The sequence below is a fragment of the Spirosoma montaniterrae genome, from assembly GCF_001988955.1.
Lineage (GTDB): Bacteria > Bacteroidota > Bacteroidia > Cytophagales > Spirosomataceae > Spirosoma > Spirosoma montaniterrae.
Window position 1 is genome coordinate 2,217,056 of the sequence record NZ_CP014263.1, and the last position, 20,468, is coordinate 2,237,523.

The window sequence follows — 20,468 nt, forward strand, 5'->3', positions numbered from 1 at the left end:
TCAGTGACTGAATAAAGCCGAAAGCGGGTGGTTGCACAAACAACCTTCGCTTTCGGCTTTATTTGTTATCAAACGATTAGCACTATTGAAATAAAAATTAGAATTGTCGACCTTGCTACTTTGAGCAGTAGCACTTAAGTAGTTCTGACCAAACAGTTTAATCAACCTATTTCTTACATTATGACAAACGTATACCCGCCTTTGAAACGTACACTACCGGTTTTGCTCCTGAGCTGGTTTTTGTGCATAACCGCTTTTGCACAGGACCGGCGACTAACAGGCCGGGTTCTGGACGGTAACGACAATAGCCCGCTACCAGGGGCCAACGTTGTTATCAAAGGAACACAAACGGGCGTAGTTACCGACGCCAACGGGCAGTTCACGCTGCAACTGCCAGCGGGCCGTACCGTACTGACGGTTTCGGCCATTGGCTTCGCAACCCAGGAAGCTACCATTGGCAATCAGAGCGATCTCGCCATTACGTTAACCCCCGACATAAAAACGCTGAGCGAAGTTGTTGTAACGGGATACGGCACCCAATCGAAGAAAGACATTACGGGCGCAGTAGCCTCTATCGACTCGAAAGCCTTGCTGGCGGTGCCCATCACCAACGCGGCTCAGGGCTTGCAGGGGCGCATTGCGGGTGTGAACGTCAGCAACGATAACTCGCCGGGCGGGGGCATCATGGTGCGTATTCGGGGATTTGGTACTATTAACGATAACACCCCGCTCTACGTAATCGACGGTGTACCAACGCAGGGCAACCTCAACACCATCAACCCGAATGATATTGAGTCGATGCAAATTCTGAAAGATGCGTCGGCAGCCAGCATCTATGGGTCGCGGGCAGGTAATGGGGTTGTTATTATCACCACTAAAAAAGGAAAAGCCGGTAAACCACGCCTGACTTACGACGCTTACTACGGGCAACAGAGTGCCTGGAAATTCCTGGACCTGCTTAACACGCAGGAGTACGCCAATCTGGTTTGGGAAGCAGGCATAAATTCGCTCAACCCGCTCCGCAACGGTGTGCCGCAGCCAGGCACCAATGGGCAGCTAACATACCCCCGCCATGCCCAGTTTGGCAACGGTGCCCGGCCTGTAATTCCTTACTGGATTCTGCCCGCAGGCAGCACCGACCCCAACGACCCACGCGCTGCCGACGCGCTCTACAACAACACGCCCACGGCCCGCAACCTGATTACCCGCGCCAATCAGGAAGGCACCGACTGGTACGACGTTATTTTCAACCCCGCCCCTATTCAGAATCACCAGATTGGCGTATCGGGGGCTACCGAAGCGGCCCGCTACGCCATGTCGCTCAACTACTTCGATCAAAAAGGCATTATGGAGTATACGAGCTACAAACGCTATGCACTGCGAGCCAACACCGAATTTAACGTGACTAAGCGCGTTCGCATCGGTGAAAACTTCCAGGTATCATATGGCGAACGTATCGGGCAACCTAACGGCAACCAGAACGAGGCTAATCCCGTGTCGTTCGCCTACCGTATTCAGCCCATCATACCGGTCTACGACATTCGTAATTACTTTGCCGGTACGTCGGGGGCCGACCTCGACAACGCCCGCAACCCGCTGGCCGATCTATGGCGAAACAAAGACAATAAAGAGCGGGAAATCAGGCTGTTTGGTAACGCCTACGCCGATTTCGACATCCTGAAAAACCTGACCTTCCGCACCAGTTTCGGCGTTGATTATAACCTGTTCAACGTTCGGCGGTATCGGGCCATCGACGTAGAGTCGAACGAACAGGCCGGGTCGAATTCGCTGATTCAGGAAAACCGATACGACTACACCTGGACCTGGTACAACACGCTGACCTATAATATGACCATTGCCAACCGGCACCGCTTCAACGTCATTCTGGGCACCGAAGCCATCAAAAGCTTTGGCGAAGGGTTTCTGGCCGAACGGCAGGGCTTTGCTTCCGACGACCTCACCAACCGTTACCTGTTTGCAGGCCGCAATATTATCCGGGCCGACGGTCGGCCATTTGTCGACTACCGGCTGGCATCGGAATTTGGCCGAATCAACTACGCACTCGACGACAAGTATCTGGTTGACTTCACCTTGCGCCGTGACCGTTCGTCGCGGTTTGCGCCCAATTTCCGCACGGCCATTTTCCCGGCAGCAAGCGTGGGCTGGCGCGTATCACGCGAGGGCTTTCTGTCGCGGCTGTCGTGGCTGACCGATGCCAAACTGCGGGCAGGCTGGGGCCGAACCGGCAACCAGTCGATTGGCGATTATAACTTCGCCACGCAATATGCCTCATCGCCCGAATCGTCGTTTTATGACCTGACCGGCTCACGCACGTCGTCGTTTCAGGGTTACGAACTGGCGCAGTTTGGCAACGAAAACGCCCGCTGGGAAACTACTACATCTACCAACATCGGCCTTGATGCTACGTTGCTCAAAGGTCGCTTAGACCTCAATTTCGACTGGTTCAACCGCCGAACCACCGATATGCTGTTTCCGGTGGAAGTGCAGTTCACACAGGGCGTAGCCACCAATCCATTCCAGAATATCGGCGAGATGACTAATAAAGGGGTTGAACTGGGCCTGAATTATAACGACAAAGCCCTGCGCGGTAATCTGACCTATGGCATCGGCGTCAACTTCTCGACCTACCGTAACCTCGTTACCCGTACCAACGGCGACCCGGCTACGCAGTTTTTCGGCTTCTCAAACCTGCGCTTACCAACTGGCACTGTGAGCGTTACGCAGCAGGGCTTCCCGCTGGCATCGTTCTTTGGCTATTTTGTGGACGGTATCTTCCAGTCGGACGAGGAAGGCGCGGCTGCCCCGCGTCAGTTCGACGGTGTTACCAACCGGGCGGGTAATTTCCGGTTCCGCGATATCAATAACGATGGCCTGATTACAGCCGCCGACCGTACCATCATCGGCAACCCCCATCCCGATTTCATGTACGGCTTCAACGTGAACGTAGGCTACAAAAACTTTCGGCTCGATTTGCTTGGGCAGGGTGTACAGGGCAACCAGATTTTCAACTACGTAAAATACTGGACCGACTTCCCAACGTTTGCTGGCAACCGCAGCCGCCGGATGCTCGAACAATCATGGCGACCGGGCAGTACCAACGCCGTACTGCCGCTGCCCCGCTCCAGCGATAACATCAACTCGAACCCGTCGACCTATTTCCTCGAAAACGGTTCATTTCTGCGGCTGCGGAACATTCAGCTTACCTACACGCTGCCGAAAACCGTGTTCAGTCGCCTGAACCTGAGCAATGCCAACGTGTATGTTCAGGCGCAAAACTGGCTGACTTTCACGAAGTACAGCGGCCTCGACCCCGAAATCAACCTACGGAGTTCGAGCGGCATCGGGCAAGACCGGCAATTGGGCGTTGACGAAGGCGCGTATCCGGCGTCGCGGGCGTTGCTGGTGGGTTTAAGTCTTGGTTTTTAATCTATAGTAGAAAAACGAACTATCATGAACCGATTGCATAAATACAGTGTGGCGATGCTGACAACAGCCGCCCTCACGACCCTGTCGACGTCCTGCTCCGACAAATTTCTGGAGGTGCAGCCTACTGCCGTACTCAGTGATGCCAGCTTAGCCAACCGCGAGGGGCTGAACCTATTGCTGATTGGTGCTTACTCCATGCTCGACGGCGTACAGGCACTCTCGTCGTTCTCCGACTGGCACGGTGCCGCCGATAACTGGGTATATGGCTCCGTCACCTCCGACGACGCCTACAAAGGCTCGATTGAAACCGATCAGCCCGAAATTACCTTTATCGAAACCCGTAACATTCAGGCTGATAACAACCATTTTCGGGGCAAATGGCGGGCCATGTATGACGGCATCGCCCGCACCAACGACGTGATGTTGATGACCGCACGGGTAAACGATATGAGCGATGCCGAGAAAACCCAGGCACGCGCTCAGGCTCGTTTTTTGCGCGGCCATTACCACTTCGAGGCCAAGAAGATGTGGAACATGGCCCCTTACATCGATGAAACCATCTATAATCCGTCGAACCCGAATAGCACCAAAGTTCCCAACAACGAAAATATCTGGCCCAAAATTGAAGCCGATCTGAAATTCGCCTACGACAATCTGCCCGAAACGCAAACCCAGCGGGGCCGCGCCACCAAATGGGCGGCTGGGGCTATGCTTGCCAAAGCCATGCTGTTTCAGAACAAGTTTGCCGAAGCCAGACCGCTGCTCGAAGCCATCGTAGCCAGCAACCGCTATCGGCTGGTAGATCGGTATCAGGATAACCACCGCATCGGAACCAACAATAATGCCGAATCGATTTTTGAGGTGCAGTTTTCGGTCAACGACGGAGCCTCGATCAGTAACAATGGCAACCGGGGTGCTACGCTGAACTACCCGATGGGAGCTGGTGCATTAACCACCTGCTGCGGCTTTTTCCAGCCATCGCAGAACTTGGTTAATGCATTTAAAACCGACGAAAACGGCCTACCCCTGCTCGATACGTTCAATGAAGCCGACGTTACCAACGACCAGAACATTCTGAGCGATCAGGCATTCACTCCCTTCGCTGGCCCGCTCGACCCCCGGCTCGATCATACCGTAGGACGCCGGGGTATTCCGTTCCTCGATTGGGGCGTTCACCCTGGCCGGAACTGGATTCGTAACCAGAACTATGCCGGACCGTATTCGCCCAAGAAGCACGTGCCACAACGCTCCGACGCGGCAGCAGGCTGGACCTGGAGCGGCAACCCCCGCCAGAATGCCAACAACTACCGCATGATTCGGTTGTCGCACGTGCTGCTGTGGCTGGCCGAAGTTGAGGTAGAACAGGGCAACTTTGAGCGGGCACGGCAGTTGGTGAATCAGATTCGCCGACGGGCCGCCAACCCCGACGGTTTCCTCAGAACGGCGGCTGGTGCTCCGGCGGCTAATTATGTTATTCGCGAGTATCCGGCCAGCCACCCGGCCTTCAGCAACCGCGACCGTGCCCGGCAGGCCGTTCGGTTCGAGCAGCGATTAGAGTTTGCTATGGAAGGCCACCGTTTCTTCGACCTCGTGCGCTGGGGTACTGTTGAGCAAACCATGAACGAGTATTACCGCGTGGAGCAAACCAAACGCACGTATCTGCGGGGGGTTACGTTTGTGAAAGGCAAGCATGAGTATTTCCCGGTGCCGGTTCAGGAAATTTTCAACAGCAAACTCGACGGCAAAGAAACGCTGAAGCAGAATCCGGGCTACTGATTACAGGTAACAGTCAGCAGGTAACAGCCAGTAGTGGTTCGTATTGGCAGGGAGCGTGACTACAGTAAGTAAAGGCTGTTGGTCACGCTCTTTTTATGCAAACTGTATCGCCATGAACAACCCCTCTTCTTCTGACCGCCGAACGTTTCTCAAACAGGCTGCTGCGCTGTCGGTGTTTTCAATTGTTCCCCGCCACGTACTTGGGCGCGGGTTTCTGGCCCCAAGCGACCAGATTACGATTGGTTTTATCGGGGTTGGCAAACAAAGTGGCGGCCTGCGCGGGCAGTTTCTGAAAAATGACGCCCGCATCATAGCCGCGTGTGATGTCGACGCGTCGAAAGTAACAGCGTTTGCCGATGCTGTAAACGCGCATTATGCCAGCAAAACCGACAAAGGCACCTACAACGGCTGCGAACGCTACGACGATTACCGCAACCTGCTCGATAACAAAGGTATAGACGCTGTGGTAATCGTTACGCCCGACCACTGGCACGGCGTTATGGTGGTTCAGGCGGCTAAAGCCAAAAAAGACATTTATTGCGAGAAACCGCTGTCACTGACCGTGCAGGAAGGCCGCGACATGGTGCGGGCCACCCGCAAGCACAAGCGCGTGTTCCAGACGGGCAGTATGCAGCGGTCGTGGAATGAATTTCGGCAGGCGGTTGAACTGGTGCGGGGGGGCTACATTGGCGAAATCAAAACTATCAACGTGAACGTAGGTGGGCCACCACGCCCGTGGGACCTGGACGCACAGCCCGTGCCTGCCGGGGTCAACTGGGATGCCTGGCTCGGTCCCAACACCATTGCCCGACCGTATAACAGTGTGCTGCTGCCCACGCCTAAAGATACTTTCTGGGGTCAGTGGCGCAATATCGACGAGTTTGGCGGGGGCGGCATGACCGACTGGGGCGCACACATGTTCGACATCGCCCAGTGGGGCTTAGGCATGGACGAATCTGGCCCGGTCGACATCGTTCCGCCTACCCGGTCCGACGCTTCGGACAGCAGTAGCAAGGGCTTGATTTACCGCTATGCCAACAGCGTCGAAATGCGGCATCAGCCCGTTGAAGGCAAACAACACTGCCATTTTATCGGCACCGAAGGCGAAATTAAAGTAGCCCGTGGCGAACTGATCACCACCCCAACCACACTGAAAGACAAGATAATAGCCGAAGGCGAACGCAGGGCATACTTCAGCGATAACCATTACAAAAACTTCTTGGACGCCATCCGCAGCCGCAAAACACCCATCTGCGACGTGGAAACCGGCCACCGCACGGCCACCGTTTGCACTATTGGCAACATAGCGTACCGGCTCAAACGTCCGCTCCGCTGGAATCCGGCCAAAGAAAAATTTGAGAACGACGCCGAAGCGAATGCGTTACTGAGCCGCCCGATGCGAAAGGAGTGGGCGGTGTAAAATTCCGTATCTTTGCAGCTTATGAAGCTGCACTTTCACCAACTCGACGAACTCGATACCGTTGCCCACCGGCTGCTTGCCGACGGGCGCGAACAGTCGGTCTGGCTGTTTGAGGGTGAGATGGGGGCGGGTAAAACTACGCTCATCAAAGCCCTGTGCCGGGCGTTGGGCGTAGTGAGCATGGTGCAAAGCCCAACGTTTTCTATTGTCAACGAGTATACTACCCACGAAGGTCATTCGGTTTACCATTTCGACTGCTACCGGCTCCGCAACGAAGCCGAAGCGTTGGACATTGGCATCGAAGAGTACTTCGACTCGGGTAATTATTGCTTTATCGAATGGCCCGAACGTATCGCATCGCTCTGGCCGCCAGCGTATTACCACATCCACCTTACCGCCGACGAAACCGAACGGCGAACGGTGGAATCGACTACTGTTCATTAGTTCAACATTCAAGGTTCAACGTTTTCCTGAGGGAAACAACATTGAACGTTGTGCATTGAACACGAAACATTGATGAAGTGACTGGATTTGAAGAATTAGCCAAGCAAACGGCACTCTACCCCAAAGAAGCTCCGATGGCCGTAAGAACCAGCCGGAATAGTTTGCTTATTGGCCTGCCGAAAGAGGTATCGCTTCAGGAAAACCGGATTGCGCTCACACCCGAAGCGGTGGCAATTCTGGTGCGCAACGGCCACAACGTGATTGTTGAGCAGGGCGCAGGCGAGAAAGCTAAATTTACCGACTCGGAATACAGCGAAGCGGGGGCGCAAATTGCTTATTCGCCCAAAGAGGTGTACGAAGCCAATCTGATTCTAAAAATCGAACCATTGGTCGATGCCGAGTTTGAGCATGTTCGGTCGGGCAGTACGGTGATTTCAGCGTTGAATTTACCCACGCATGAGCGGAAGTATTTCGAAAGAATCAACGAAAAAAATATTACGGCGTTCGGCTACGAATTCATTGAGGATCAAGCTGGTAATATGCCCATTATTCGGTCGATGAGCGAAATTGCGGGTAGTACGGTCATGCTTATTGCTGCCGAATACCTCAGCAACGCCGACAATGGCCGGGGTATCATTCTGGGCGGTATCACGGGCGTTCCGCCTACGAAGGTGGTGTTGCTCGGCGCGGGCACGGTAGCCGAATACGCCGTTCGCACAGCCCTCGGCATGGGAGCCGACATTAAGGTGTTCGACCGGCATCTATACAAATTGCAACGGCTTAAATACGCCGTTGGGCAGCATATCTACACGTCTATTATCGACTCCGACACGCTGACCGAAGCCGTTCAACGCGCCGACGTGGTGATTGGTGCCATGCGGGCCGACGATGGCCTGAGTCCGGTAGTCGTAACCGAAGAAATGGTGGGGCGCATGAAACCCGATTCCGTTATTATCGACGTGTCCATCGACCAGGGTGGCAACTTCGAGACGTCGCGCATGACCACCCACAAGCAGCCCACTTTTCGGCACATGGGCGTGATTCATTACTGCGTGCCAAACATTGCCGCCCGCGTGGCCTATACGGCCAGTATGGCACTAAGCAACGTGTTTCTGCCCTTCCTGCTGGAAACCGGCACCACCGGCGGCATCGAGCAGATGCTGTATGCGAACCGTTGGTTTATGAAAGGTGTTTATGCCCATAGAGGTACGCTGACCAATCTATACATCGCCCGCAAATTCAACATGCGGTTCAAAGATTTGCAGTTACTGCTGGCCGCACGGTTTTAACACGAAATAGTATTTATGTGTGTTGTATGGCTGTATGGCTGACGCGCGTGGAGACGCAAAGGGTTGCGTCTCTACAATTGACCATCCCGTGTAGAGACGCAACCCTTTGCGTCTCCACGTGCGCCAGCCATACAACGCAACGTCAATAAAATTATGATTAACCACAGCAACGAAAATACGCTACTCGACGATGCCAACTCGTATGACGTCAACAAACAGTTGATGGGCGAAATTTCGTCCGATTTTGTCAAAGTAGCCGATCAGTTAAAGGAAGCGTCGTATCAGATTCGGAAACGCGGTTTTTCGGATTATCCGGTGTTTGTCGCGTCACGCCGGGAGGTGCCGGTGGGGCAGTTGCTCATTGGCGCAACCGAGTTGGAAAACAAGTGGAATTACAAAGCGTCGTTTGTAGACGAGTTCATTCAGCGTGCGCTCATCGGCCCCGAATCGGTCGAACTCTGGAAAGAAAACTACAAAACGCCCGACGAATACTGCTGCCTGTTCGTTGTTCACGGCGACTTTGCCGGATTTGTATATATTCCCTATCCGGAAGATTAATCAGGATAAACCAAGTAAAGTCGACTGGTATAGGTAGGTATTAGAAGTATTTTTGGGAATAACGTGGTTGCTCGTTATGATGCCTTGAAAAAGCGGATACGAGAGCAAGCCTACAGCCTCGATAAGCAAGTTGCTCGTTATCGGCGACAGAAAGTGACTTAGAAAAATGCTACATTTCTGCGTGAGTAAGATGTAGCAGATCTATGGAACCATGACAGATTACTGGCTTATTCAGATAGAATAATCTTTCGAATCTGTAAAAAATCATTTCCTTTTCGGTCTTTAATGTACTGGTTAAAAACCAATACATGATCAAGAGGTGAAAAAGAAGGGGTTCCTACGATTTTCCCCTTTTCTTTGCTGACAATTTGTGTCGAAACACCTTTTATCAGATCGAAAAGATAGATAGAATTTTGCGCTACATAGGCTATTTTACTACCATCTTTATTTAGATTAAATGAGTAGTCAATTGAAAAGTCATTGTTGGTTAGAAACCTCATATTGCCCGTTTGAACCTCAATTTCAATAAGCTGATTGTATTCATTTTGGCCCTTAGCCAAAGCATAGATAAATTTTCCGTCAGGACTCGAACGCAACCAATGCCGGGTATCCGAAAGTCCTTTATCAGAAAATGTAATCCGTCTTTGGTGTATCCCAATCGGTACGCGGGGCCTTTCTCCTATTTTTCCAACGGCTAAGGAGTCCGCCAGGATCTTTTCTGAATCAATATCGACAATGAAAACCTCCGTAATTTGCTTGCCCTCCTGGTTTAAAACGTTGCCCTGAAAAGCAATAGCGTGCGGAATACGTTTACCTGATTTCAGTGTATAGCCATTTTTCCCTACCCAACACTCGTCAAACGCCTTGTTGATTTCGTCAGAACCAGGCTTAGGATTTCTCACTACATTTGCTACAATAGATGAAAACATTATCCCATTATTGTTTCCTTTGGTAGAATCAACCTTAACGCCCTGTGGGAAGGGGAGCATTACGCCCACCACCCTTAGATCAGCATCTATCAATTCATCGTTATATGTAAAACTGACTAACTGTCCATCTCCACTCCAGCAATGAGAATGTGTTCCACCACGGAGCGATCCGGGTGTGTATGGAAAATGTATATCTCTGGCATCGTAAAAGAAAGACTTGTAAGGAAAATTAATATTGATGCCAACACCAGTTCTTCGAGACATGGCATACGGTTTTTCACCATTCGCATTAGACAATCCATGGATAAAAATCACTTTATCCTCCAACGGACTAAAGGACACCGCTCCCACACCCGGTCCATAAACGGTTTGGTTCGAGGTTTTGTAAATTATCTTCTCTTCCCCGGTCTTTACGTGGACAATACCAATGGTAGAAGTTTCTCCAATTTTAGTGTCATCATTCCTACTATCGAAAACAATCCATTGTCCATCATTTGAAAACACACCATTATGGTGTAACGTGTGGCCTGTTGGCGAAACTGTCAGGCTAGTAGTAGTTAATGTCATGCAACTATTTAACAAAACAAGAGCGATTATCCAGAGCCATTTCATAGCTATTAGAGAATTACATACCCTTTGCAGGAAGAAGTTAACCTGAATGTTGCACACCTCTGCTGCAACATTCAGTGGTGTTTAATACATCGGGGTACCTTTCTTAAATTTTACTCTTGATTTTTCTAAAGTTTTCTACCCTATGAAACGTCAAATAATTAGCATCATGGTTATTCTTGGCGTTGGTGATCCCATCAAAATAAGCCGTTCTGGAAAGCACTATAATATCATTTCCTTCAAATGACCAGTCTACATACTGAAACCCATGATAAATAACATCTTCGTGTTCCAGGATAACCTTAACATCATCCCATTTTTTTAAATCCGCAGAACATTTTAGCATCAAAATATTCCGAAAACCGGAAGGATTACGTTCTGGAAACTGCTTTCGATATTTGTCGGGTATTATATTGACGAGAGTCCAGTATTTCTTACTGAGTGTATCGTACTTTATCACAAACTTTTTACTACCGCCATCAAAAGGTATAAAACCCGTCTTAGGATCAAAGTCCAGTGCTTTGCCGTCAGGGGATATAGACACCATGGCCGCTTTCTCTTCAGTCGACTTTTTGTTGGCCACTCTGAGCATATCCCACATTTTCTGGTCTTTATCAACCACAAAGTTTCCTTCCAGCCATCCGGCAAAATCGCCATTGTTAAACGTGCTGTCATACAGGATAGGCGTACTGCTTTGCCAGGATTTCGAATTCATAAGGTCCGAATCTACCGGTGCCGACATCACCATCGCTCCATATCGTTTACCCCATTGTAATACAGGTCCATGTGCCGTCTCCATTGGCCTCCAAAGCCTGCCGTTGTATTCCATTACCGGCATGGGAGCGCAGTGAAACTCTCCTGTAAGCAATACACCATTTTCTTTGTTTGTTGGTTTAGTCCAGGTATTACCTCCGTCGGTTGACTTTCTTATAAGAACCGTCCCATGATGCCTGTCTGGTCCCAGCAGATAGAGTTCCCCTTTATGAACAAACAGTGAGCTCCAAAATGCCCCATTGATTTCAGTAAGATAACGCCATGTTTTCCCCTTATTGTTTGACGTATAAATTCGGCTAACAGCTTGCTGCCATTCAGAACTTTTAGGTCCAAAAAAATCGTGTGATGCCACGTAATCTCCATTGGGCAACGTTACCAAACTGGGCGAACCGATATATTTTTGGGATGAACTTGGTTCATAGCAAACAATATTGCCCGGCACGGTCTGAGCCTGGATTACAGACCAACTGACCAAAAAACATACGATGAGAATCGCTTTGCTTTTTATGTTTTTCATCTTTTTAATAATTCGGATTTTGTTGAATAACCGGATCAGAATCAATCACAACCTGAGGAATTGGAAAAACCAGGTGGAAAGGTTGCGCATTTTTACCTCTTGCCTGTGCGTCTGAAATGAACTTTCCCGTACGAATAAGATCCATTCGTCGGTGTCCTTCATTGAAAAATTCATGCCCTCTTTCCAACAGTATCAGCTCTCTGAAGGCCTCTTTTGTAGTGATGGATTCGAGTTTTAAGTTTACGAGTCCAGCCCTGGCCCTAACCTGATTGACGAGCTGAATGGCTTCGGGCCCTGGCCCATTGATCTCGTTAAGTGCCTCGGCCCTTGATAGAAAGATGTCGGCTAAGCGTATTTCGGGAATATCATTTCCATGAGCCGCTCCTACATTGTTTGGATCTGGCCAATATTTAAATGAACGGATATTGTCTTTACCACGCAGTTCAACCCGCTGATCGGATGTGTTTATATAGTAGGTAATCATCAAATCTTTTCGCTTATCACCAGCTTCAAACGTATTATAGAACTTGTCATAAATTCTGAATTCGTTTGGCCAGTTGAGCCAGGTAGATTTAAACACAAGCCCTATTTCAGGCGCGGATTTGAAGTTATCCGGAAATGACACATTACTCCAACTGTTTGCTGTTGTACGATCAGAGGAAGCGAAAGCTGGCCTTACCCAAATGTATTCACTGTTGTTTTTATTTTCGACTTTGAACATATCCTTATAGGTAGGAAATAAGGAATAGTTCTTAAACGAGTTCAAAAACTGAGCGGAGACGGTATTAGCTTCATTCCAGTTCTTCGTGTTTAGATAAAATTTCAGCAGGTAGCCAGCCGCAGCAGCCTTATGGGCTCTGTACTTCTGCACTTCAGCGCCTGGATTGGGTAATTTTTCGAGTGCAAACTTTAGTTCAGTATCTATGAATTGCTTCAGTTCAATTTCTGAAGCTCTTGGCAAACTCAACCCCTGCGAACTACTTGTTCTCAAAGGTACTGTTCCAAAGAAGAAGTACAGTTTGTAATAGCTGACTGCTCTCAAAAACCGGGCTTCGGCTTCGTATACAGTCTTTTCTGTAGCCGACAGGTTTGAGCTCGGAATATTTTCGATGATAATATTGGCATTTCGTATGCACTGGTAGTAGGAATCCCAGTTCTGTGTAAGAAAGTCCATGGTTGGGTCCCAGTTAAACTCTCGGAAATTTCGTATAGTGGCTTCTACATTATCACCACTCTGATATAAAATATCCGTCACAAACTCCTGCGGGCCCAGCACATAAATCGAGTTGTTACTATTCATGTTGGCAGCCTTAGCATACGTTTCATAAAGAACCGACGTCAGTCCTTCTTTCGTTTTGAGGTAGTTTTCAGGAGCCAACTGTGAAAACACCTCCTCTTTCAAAAAGTCCTTGCAACCTGTTAAGCACAGTGTACCGACGACAATCAGTCCTGTCAGGATGTAGTTTATTGTCTTTTTCATGATGCTATAGATTTATGTTCACGCCAAAGAGTATCGTTCTGGCTGTTGGAAATGCATTCCAGTCTATTCTAACGCCACCACCATTCGGATTTATGGAGGGGTCATATCCCCTGTAATTAGTCCACATGGCCATATTTTGTCCCGTAACAAAAACGCCCAAGCCTTTGATGGCAAAATTTTTGACGGCAAAATCATAGCCCACTCTGATCGTATTCAGCCTGAGGAAGTTTGCGTTTTCAACTGTGTACGTATTTACCTCTTTCTTGCCTTGCCCCAGCGGATTAATAAATGATGGGTAAACCGATGACGGGTTTGATGGGGTCCAGCGGTTGAGCAATGGTTCCGATAAACGGTTTCTCATCAGGTTAGCAGGAAAATAAGTGTCAACTAAATTATTGTTCAACATTTTCGCACCCCACGAGCCATCCAGAAAAATGTTAAGATTGAAGCCCTTGTAGGTAAAGTTATTCGTTAATGAAGCGATGAATTTGGGAAATGGATTCCCGATTACCTGACGATCATCCGCATTAACGACCTTGTCTCCGTTTAAGTCCCGGTACTTGAAATCACCCGGCTTCACGTTGTCTTTTGTAGTGGTGAAATCATCCTCCGTTTGCCATACTCCATCAATTGTGTATCCATAGAATGAATACATGGGTAATCCTTCTTTAATGATGGATACGTTCGCTGTGCCCCCTGCACTTCCGGTAAAAATGTTCTGAATTCCTCCTAAGTCGAGGACTTTATTATGTAGCCAGGTCATGTTTAGGGTCGTTTCCCAACTCAGAGGCCCGGAGAGATTGTTGCTGTTTATCAAAACTTCAAACCCACCATTACGAACGGATCCTATGTTGGTCATCATGGTCGAGAAGCCTGTGGTTCGGGGGATAGGCAAATTCAGGAGCATGTCTTTCGTCGTCTTGGTAAACCAGTCCAGGCTACCCGTAATTCGGTTACCCCAGAAACCAAAGTCCAGTCCGAAATTCAGTTGCTCAGAAGTTTCCCATTTCAGGTTAGGATTTGGCAATCGGTTGGGCGTGGTTGCGCTTACCTGCTGATTTCCGATTACAGCTTTTTGCCCAGTTGTATACGTAGTCAATGACTGATAGTTATCAATCGCCTGATTTCCTGTTTGTCCCCAACTGGATCTTAGTTTTAATGAAGTAATATATTTTGCGTTCTTAAAGAACTCTTCATTTTCAAGTCTCCAGGCAAAAGCGACGGACGGGAAGACGCCATATTTGTTATTTTCACCAAAACGGGAAGACCCATCAATCCGTAAAGAGGTCGTCAATAAGTACTTATCCGAGAGGTTATAATTTACTCTCCCCAGATAGGATAACAAACTATTTCTTGATTTTGAACTAGTTGCGATAAAGCGAGTGGGGTCGCCTAAGCTAAGGTTATCTGTTTTTGTTGCGTCTGAAGGAAAACCACTTGCCTGAGATGTCTGATCATTCGTATCAAACTGTTGAGCTGTAGTTCCAAACAGCAGGTTCAGATCCTGTCGACCAAACCGTTTTTTGTAGTTCAGCGTGAATTCAGACAGAAAGCTGTTGTTGGTGCCTGTCAAAATGCTGGCTATGCCTCCATTGGCTCTACCCTCTATGGTTTGTCTATCCACATACGTATCCCGGCGTTGTGTGGATATATCAGCACCCAAGTTTAATCTCGCGGTAAAATCCGTCAAAAATTTGACTTCGCCATAAACACTTCCTAATGTCCGATAAAGATCTGACGTAGAAGTTTTTCCGTTTGCTATGGCAAGCGGATTGTCTATATTCATGTTTTTCGAAAGAACATAGTTGTTGTTCTGATCAAAAACGGAAAGTGTAGGCTCATAGGCGATGGCAGCATAAATTATACCCGCTCTTTCGTTCAGATCCATCCCGTTGGCAACGTAGGAGTCAGCTACGTAAGCCGAGGTAATGTTTGTACCAATAGTAAAATTCTTGTTTGTATGCTCAAGATTGACTCGGGCACTGTAACGTTTATTGGCCGAGTTTATCAGCACGCCGTCCTGATCGAAATAATTTAGCGAGGTGAAATATTTCGTTGACTGGTTACCGCCTGAAAATGAGATATTATGACTGTTGATTGGGGCGTTTTTACGGTACATTTGCCTGAGCCAGTCTGTTCCGCCCGAAAATTCACCGATTTTCAAATTGACATTTCCGGCTCCGGCGTCAATCAAACTGTTCATCACGGTTTTATACTCGTTCGCGCTCAACAGGTTAATGTCATTCATAATATTTTGAACCCCGTAGTAGGCATCATAGCTTACTTTCAGCCCGCCCTCTTTACCTCGTTTGGTGGTTATCAAAACCACCCCGTTCGCTCCTCGTGATCCATAGATTGCCGTTGCCGAAGCATCTTTCAGAACTTCTATTGAGGCAATATCAGCCGGGTTAATTGAGTTTAATGGATTTCTCGCTGTACGCATTCCCGTAAAATTGGCTCCTGTTCCACTCACGGTAGTTGAGTTATCAATCGGAAAACCATCCACTACATACAAGGGTGCATTGCCAGCATTAAGTGACCCCATACCTCGAATGTTCACCGTAATTCCACCACCGGGTTCTCCACTGTTCTGAATAATCTGAACACCTGAGACCTTCCCTGCTATTAGTTGTTCGGCAGAGACATTGACACCTTTGTTGAAACTCTTTTCGGTTAGGCTGGCCACCGATCCGGTTATATCACTTTTCTTAGCAGTTCCATACCCAATTACAACGACATCGTCGAGTAACGAGACATTTGGTTCCAGCTCTACATCTATGCTTTTCCGGTTGAGGAGATCAACTGTTTTAGTTAAAAAACCTACATAACTCACCGTGATTTTGCCATTCAGCCTGGGAACGGTAAGACTATACGTTCCTTCTGCATTAGTGATCGTTGCCACGGTAGTTCCCTCAAGTTGAATGGTGGCTCCGGGCAAGAGTTCTCTGGTTTTGGCATCAATTACCTTTCCGGTAATTACATTTTGTGCTAAGGCCGTTATCGAAAAAAACAGCATTAGCCCTACCAGCCGAAATTTGAGTAGATTTCGTTTCATAGTTTTAAAGTAAAGGCAAGTCAGTTTAGAGAAGTGTTACTGTTCTTTGACTGGATCACATTTTATTGTTCATAGGCTTATCATGTTTAAATTGATCTCCTTTGCCAATTCTTTGAATTTATAGAACAGCGCGTCAAGGCTATCGTGATCTGCTGTGGTCCTTAGCTCACTTCCATTGCGGCAAATTTGGGTGATACCCAGACCTCGTTTTTCGAGAATATATTTTGCACTGGCGGGATAGGTGTCATGCATAACCCCCATGTTTTGAGCAAAAAACTGCTGCACTTTGTCTACGTCTTCTGAGTCATCATCGTAATGATTGCACAACCAGACAATCAGCTCAGGGAAATAATTTCCCTGGATACAGGATAGACCTGCCGAGTCGGCTTTCATTGAATCCACCGCATGCACCATGTAGGCATCGTAAAGAACAAAGTCCTCGGCGTCTTTACTGGCAGCAATCTTAGCCCGTACACTGTCTATATTTAGTGATGTATCCTTGTGAAATTTAATCCGTCCTGTCTTGACTAACTGCCCCAGCAACTCAGACCTTAAAATCCGTTTATAGGGCAGAGGGCATTCATAAAACCCAAGGGGAATATCCCCCGTTAGAGCAAGCAATTGTTTTACTCTGGCTTCAAACACGTCTTCAGAATCCATCTCTCCGGCCAGCAAGCTTGTAATAACAATTACACTGTCGACTCCCGTGCTATATATCTCCTTTACAAAAGCGGCCTGATTTTCTAAGCTGTCGGGGAAAGTACCTGTGGCTACTATAGGCACTCTTCCATTCACTTTCTGCACGATAAAAGACACAGAAGCCAGCATTTCTTCTTTGGAAAGATGATACATTTCACTCGACAAGCAGTTGGCAAAAAGTCCGGCTGCTCCTGCTTCCAGGTAGAACTCGATCAGGTCTGCCAGGATTTCGTAATCAATAGCATTTCCATCCTGAAATGGAGTGAGCATGACAGGTACAAATTTTTTAGTTGTCATATGGTTAAATTCCTTCTTAGTTTTTGAGTGAGGTTACCCGTGAGGAAAATCGATAATGTACCCACTACAATAATCATATTCGCATGTAGGGGGTATCGTAAATAATTGTATTGATCTGGTATGAGGTAAGAGAAGCTCATCCAGAGAATAATCAAGACACCAATCAAACTAGCCGTAAGAGCATCTTTATTCGTAGTGTTCTTGCTCATTAAACCGAGTAGAAAGAGCCCCAACATGCCCCCTGCAAATATTCCAGAAAGTGTCCACCAGACATCCAAAAGGCTTTTGACACCTATCATGGCTATGCCGCAGAGCATACCAATTAAGCCTACTATAACCGTGGCGATGTAAAGGATTTTCAAGTTGTTCTTTTCGGTTGACCTCGTATTGACATATCGCTTGTATATGTCTTCTGTAAAGACTGTGGCCGAAGCGTTCATGCCAGAACTTATAGTACTCATAGCCGCAGACAGAATGGCAGAGACAATCAATCCTAAAAGACCGGTTGGAATCATATGCACCATAAAGTGCGGCATCACTTTATCGGCATAATCTGATGGCTTCATCATTGTTGCCAGTTGCGCTACTTCCGGCTTATTGATCGCCAGACCGAGTTGCTCAGAAGCCGCCTGCAGTTTAATGGTCCGGAGTAACTCCGGGTTTTGCATATAATACGCGTATAAACAGGCTCCTATACTAAAAAACAGGAGAGACACAGGAACATAAATCCACACACAAAGCCATACCGACTTATTGGCTTCTCTGGTGCTGGTGGCTGCGTGGTAACGCTGGATGTAGTTCTGATCCATTCCGAAATTATTCAGATTGATAAAAAAGCCGTATAGCAGCACAACCCAGAAAGATGAACGGACAAAATCAAACTCTATAGTACCAAGGCTGAATTTATTAGCTGCCGCTCCTATGGTAAGAATGCCGTCGAATCCCCCCATCACTTGGTTCACCACTAAGTAAATAATGATTACTGCACCCAACGTTTTCAACAAACCTTGTACGACTTCGGTCCAGATTACGGCTTCAATGCCACCCATCACGGTATATACTATAATGCAGATTCCCGTCACCACCATGATCGTCACCATGCTGTACCCTGTGAGAGCCTGCAAGGTCAATGAAATTCCAAAAAACACAGATCCGATCCGGGCTAGCTGAGTGGATAAAAAACAGACCACTACATAGGTTCTGGCCCATGGACCGAATCGTTTTTCAAGATTGGTGTAAGCAGATACCTCTCCGGTACTCCGATAAAATGGGACAAAGTATTTAGTGGCAAACCAGGCGGCCAAAGGCATAGAGAGACTGAACACGAAGGCATTCCAATTACCTCCAAAAGCCTTACCCGGCACGCCAAGAAAAGTGTTCGAACTTAGAAAGGTAGCATAAATCGATATGCCTACTGCCCAACCAGGAATCCGACCAGCCGCTCGGGTAAATTCATCGGCTGAGGTGTTTCTTCCGGAAAAGTAAACGCCAACCAATACCATTGCTATTAGATAGGCAATAATAATGGCAATATCCAATATCGGTAAATTAGTCATAAGCTAATTTTTTATATCGGTTATACAGGGCATCATACGTTTTCTGCTTTTCCGGATTAGGGCTATACGTTTTTACGATTTTTGCCGCTATTGTCTTTTTAGCTTCCTCAATAGTGGGGTAAATTCCACAGGCAGTGGCGGCAAAAATAGTCGAACCCAACGCGCAGGTCTGCTCGCTGTCTATTATCTGAATTTCCACACCCATAACATCCGCCAAAACCTGTACGACATAGGGTGATTTATTGGGTATGCCTCCAGTAGCTATCACATGCTCAATTGGAATACCGAAGGCTCTGAAACGCTCCAGGATGGCTCTTGAACCAAATGCCGTTGCTTCAACTAACGCCTTGAAGAAATGTCCTGCCTGCGTAGCCAGGCTAAAACCGTACCCCGACGCGTGAACCCCAAAATCAGCATCAGGTGTTCGTCTCCCATTATGGTAATCGGTAAATACCAGATCTGACTCTGTTACCTCTATTTGGCTGGCCTCACCAGTAACATACCCAAAAAATTTATCGTCCAGTTTATTCGCCAGTTCCACACTTAGCTGATCGCCAATAATAACCTGGGTAGGTTCCAGTATCATTTTTTTGAACCAGTTGAAAATATCCCCGAAAGCCGACTGCCCAGCCTCAAAACCAATCATCCCAGGTTCAATAGAGCCATCTACCTGCCCGCAAATGCCCTCAACCAAAGGCAATTGGTCTGATGCTGGCACTACCAGCATGTCGCAAGTCGATGTTCCTATTACTTTGACAAGGGTGTAGGGAGCGATTCCTGCGCCTACCGCGCCGTGGTGGGCGTCAATGGCTCCAACAGTTACGATTGTCGCCGGATTAAAACCAAACTTGTTGGTAAAATAAGGAGCAATAGTTCCAAAGACCTGATCGGACGTATAGGTTTCGGTATAGAACCTGTTGCTCAGCTTTTCAAATGTATTGTCTATAGCATTTAGAAACGCTGCAGAAGGCAAGCCCCCAAACGCTTCGTTCCACATGGCCTTATGCCCGGCGGCACAACGGTTTCTCTTTACAGCAGATGGGTTATCGGTTCCGCACAAATAGGCAGGAATCCAGTCGGATTGTTCCATCCAACTGTATGCTTTCTGAAATACATGTTTGTCCGTTCTGTTGATGTGAAGAATTTTCGACCAAAACCATTCGGAGGAGTATATTCCTCCGCTGTACTTAGTGTAATCCACCACCCATTTTTTTGAAAGCGCATTTATTTCCCCGGCCTCCTCAATGGCACTATGATCCTTCCAGAGGACAAACATGGCATTAGGATTTTCTAAAAACTCCGTTGACAAGGCCAATGGGCGGCATTTCGCATCTACTGCCACAGGTGTAGAACCGGTCGTATTAGTACCAATAGCCAAAACATTGGTAGCGCTTTCTACGTCAAAAAGTTTTCCAAATACCTCATCGATAGACTCTATATAATCCAAAGGATGCTGGCGATATTGGTCCTTTTCCGGGTTGCAGTATAGCTGGGCCTTCCATCGCTTATAGTACGAAATTCCAACTGCTACTTCTTCTCCATTTACTGGGTTGAGCAGCAATCCCCGAACGGAATCCGTACCAAAGTCCAGTCCTATCACGAGCTTCTTTTCCATAGG

Annotated in this window: 13 protein-coding genes; 6 read left to right on the plus strand and 7 right to left on the minus strand. The window is 48.0% G+C overall.

Features of this window, described 5'->3' with window-relative positions:
- Window positions 1–201 precede the first annotated feature (201 nt).
- The 6 genes from AWR27_RS09695 (at window position 202) to AWR27_RS09720 (ending at window position 8,934) form a co-directional block, all read left to right on the plus strand.
- Window positions 202–3,447: a SusC/RagA family TonB-linked outer membrane protein gene (locus AWR27_RS09695; protein ID WP_335695417.1), complete on the plus strand. Its 3,246-nt coding sequence runs from the start codon at window positions 202–204 to the stop codon at window positions 3,445–3,447.
- A gap of 54 nt (window positions 3,448–3,501) precedes the next feature.
- A complete protein-coding gene (locus tag AWR27_RS09700; protein ID WP_418346638.1) occupies window positions 3,502–5,223 on the plus strand; it encodes a RagB/SusD family nutrient uptake outer membrane protein in 1,722 nt (573 codons plus the stop codon).
- Window positions 5,224–5,335: 112 nt separating this feature from the next.
- Window positions 5,336–6,643 (plus strand): Gfo/Idh/MocA family protein, encoded by a 1,308-nt coding sequence (locus tag AWR27_RS09705; protein ID WP_077130993.1) that lies wholly within the window; start codon window positions 5,336–5,338, stop codon window positions 6,641–6,643.
- A 21-nt stretch (window positions 6,644–6,664) separates the two neighbouring features.
- Window positions 6,665–7,087, plus strand: a complete 423-nt coding sequence (gene tsaE / locus AWR27_RS09710; protein ID WP_077130994.1) for a tRNA (adenosine(37)-N6)-threonylcarbamoyltransferase complex ATPase subunit type 1 TsaE — start codon at window positions 6,665–6,667, stop codon at window positions 7,085–7,087.
- Window positions 7,088–7,164: 77 nt separating this feature from the next.
- Window positions 7,165–8,376 (plus strand): alanine dehydrogenase, encoded by a 1,212-nt coding sequence (locus AWR27_RS09715; protein WP_077130995.1) that lies wholly within the window; start codon window positions 7,165–7,167, stop codon window positions 8,374–8,376.
- A gap of 153 nt (window positions 8,377–8,529) precedes the next feature.
- The gene (locus AWR27_RS09720) at window positions 8,530–8,934 is read left to right on the plus strand and encodes a hypothetical protein (RefSeq protein ID WP_077130996.1); all 405 of its coding nucleotides are present in this window, start codon (window positions 8,530–8,532) and stop codon (window positions 8,932–8,934) included.
- 227 nt (window positions 8,935–9,161) lie between these two features.
- On the opposite strand, the gene AWR27_RS09725 is transcribed toward AWR27_RS09720, so the two are convergent.
- The 7 genes from AWR27_RS09725 to AWR27_RS09755 all read right to left on the minus strand — a co-directional run bounded on the left by AWR27_RS09725 (window position 9,162) and on the right by AWR27_RS09755 (window position 20,465).
- A complete protein-coding gene (locus tag AWR27_RS09725) occupies window positions 9,162–10,475 on the minus strand; it encodes a DUF3748 domain-containing protein (protein WP_232326025.1) in 1,314 nt (437 codons plus the stop codon).
- A 103-nt stretch (window positions 10,476–10,578) separates the two neighbouring features.
- Window positions 10,579–11,763 carry a sialidase family protein gene (locus AWR27_RS09730; RefSeq protein ID WP_077130997.1) on the minus strand — a complete coding sequence of 395 codons (1,185 nt, stop codon included), beginning with the start codon at window positions 11,761–11,763 and terminating at the stop codon, window positions 10,579–10,581.
- 4 nt (window positions 11,764–11,767) lie between these two features.
- Entirely contained in the window at window positions 11,768–13,243 is a 1,476-nt protein-coding gene (locus AWR27_RS09735) for a RagB/SusD family nutrient uptake outer membrane protein (protein ID WP_077130998.1), read from the minus strand.
- 4 nt (window positions 13,244–13,247) lie between these two features.
- A complete protein-coding gene (locus tag AWR27_RS09740; protein WP_077130999.1) occupies window positions 13,248–16,298 on the minus strand; it encodes a SusC/RagA family TonB-linked outer membrane protein in 3,051 nt (1,016 codons plus the stop codon).
- Between the two features lie 69 nt (window positions 16,299–16,367).
- On the minus strand, window positions 16,368–17,294 hold the full coding sequence (locus AWR27_RS09745; RefSeq protein ID WP_077131000.1) for a dihydrodipicolinate synthase family protein: 927 nt from the start codon (window positions 17,292–17,294) through the stop codon (window positions 16,368–16,370).
- A complete protein-coding gene (locus AWR27_RS09750; protein WP_077131001.1) occupies window positions 17,291–18,850 on the minus strand; it encodes a sodium:solute symporter family protein in 1,560 nt (519 codons plus the stop codon). Before AWR27_RS09750 ends, AWR27_RS09745 begins: the two co-directional genes overlap by 4 nt.
- Window positions 18,843–20,465 carry a ribulokinase gene (locus tag AWR27_RS09755; protein WP_077131002.1) on the minus strand — a complete coding sequence of 541 codons (1,623 nt, stop codon included), beginning with the start codon at window positions 20,463–20,465 and terminating at the stop codon, window positions 18,843–18,845. The genes AWR27_RS09750 and AWR27_RS09755 overlap by 8 nt, the downstream gene beginning before the upstream one ends.
- Window positions 20,466–20,468 lie beyond the last annotated feature (3 nt).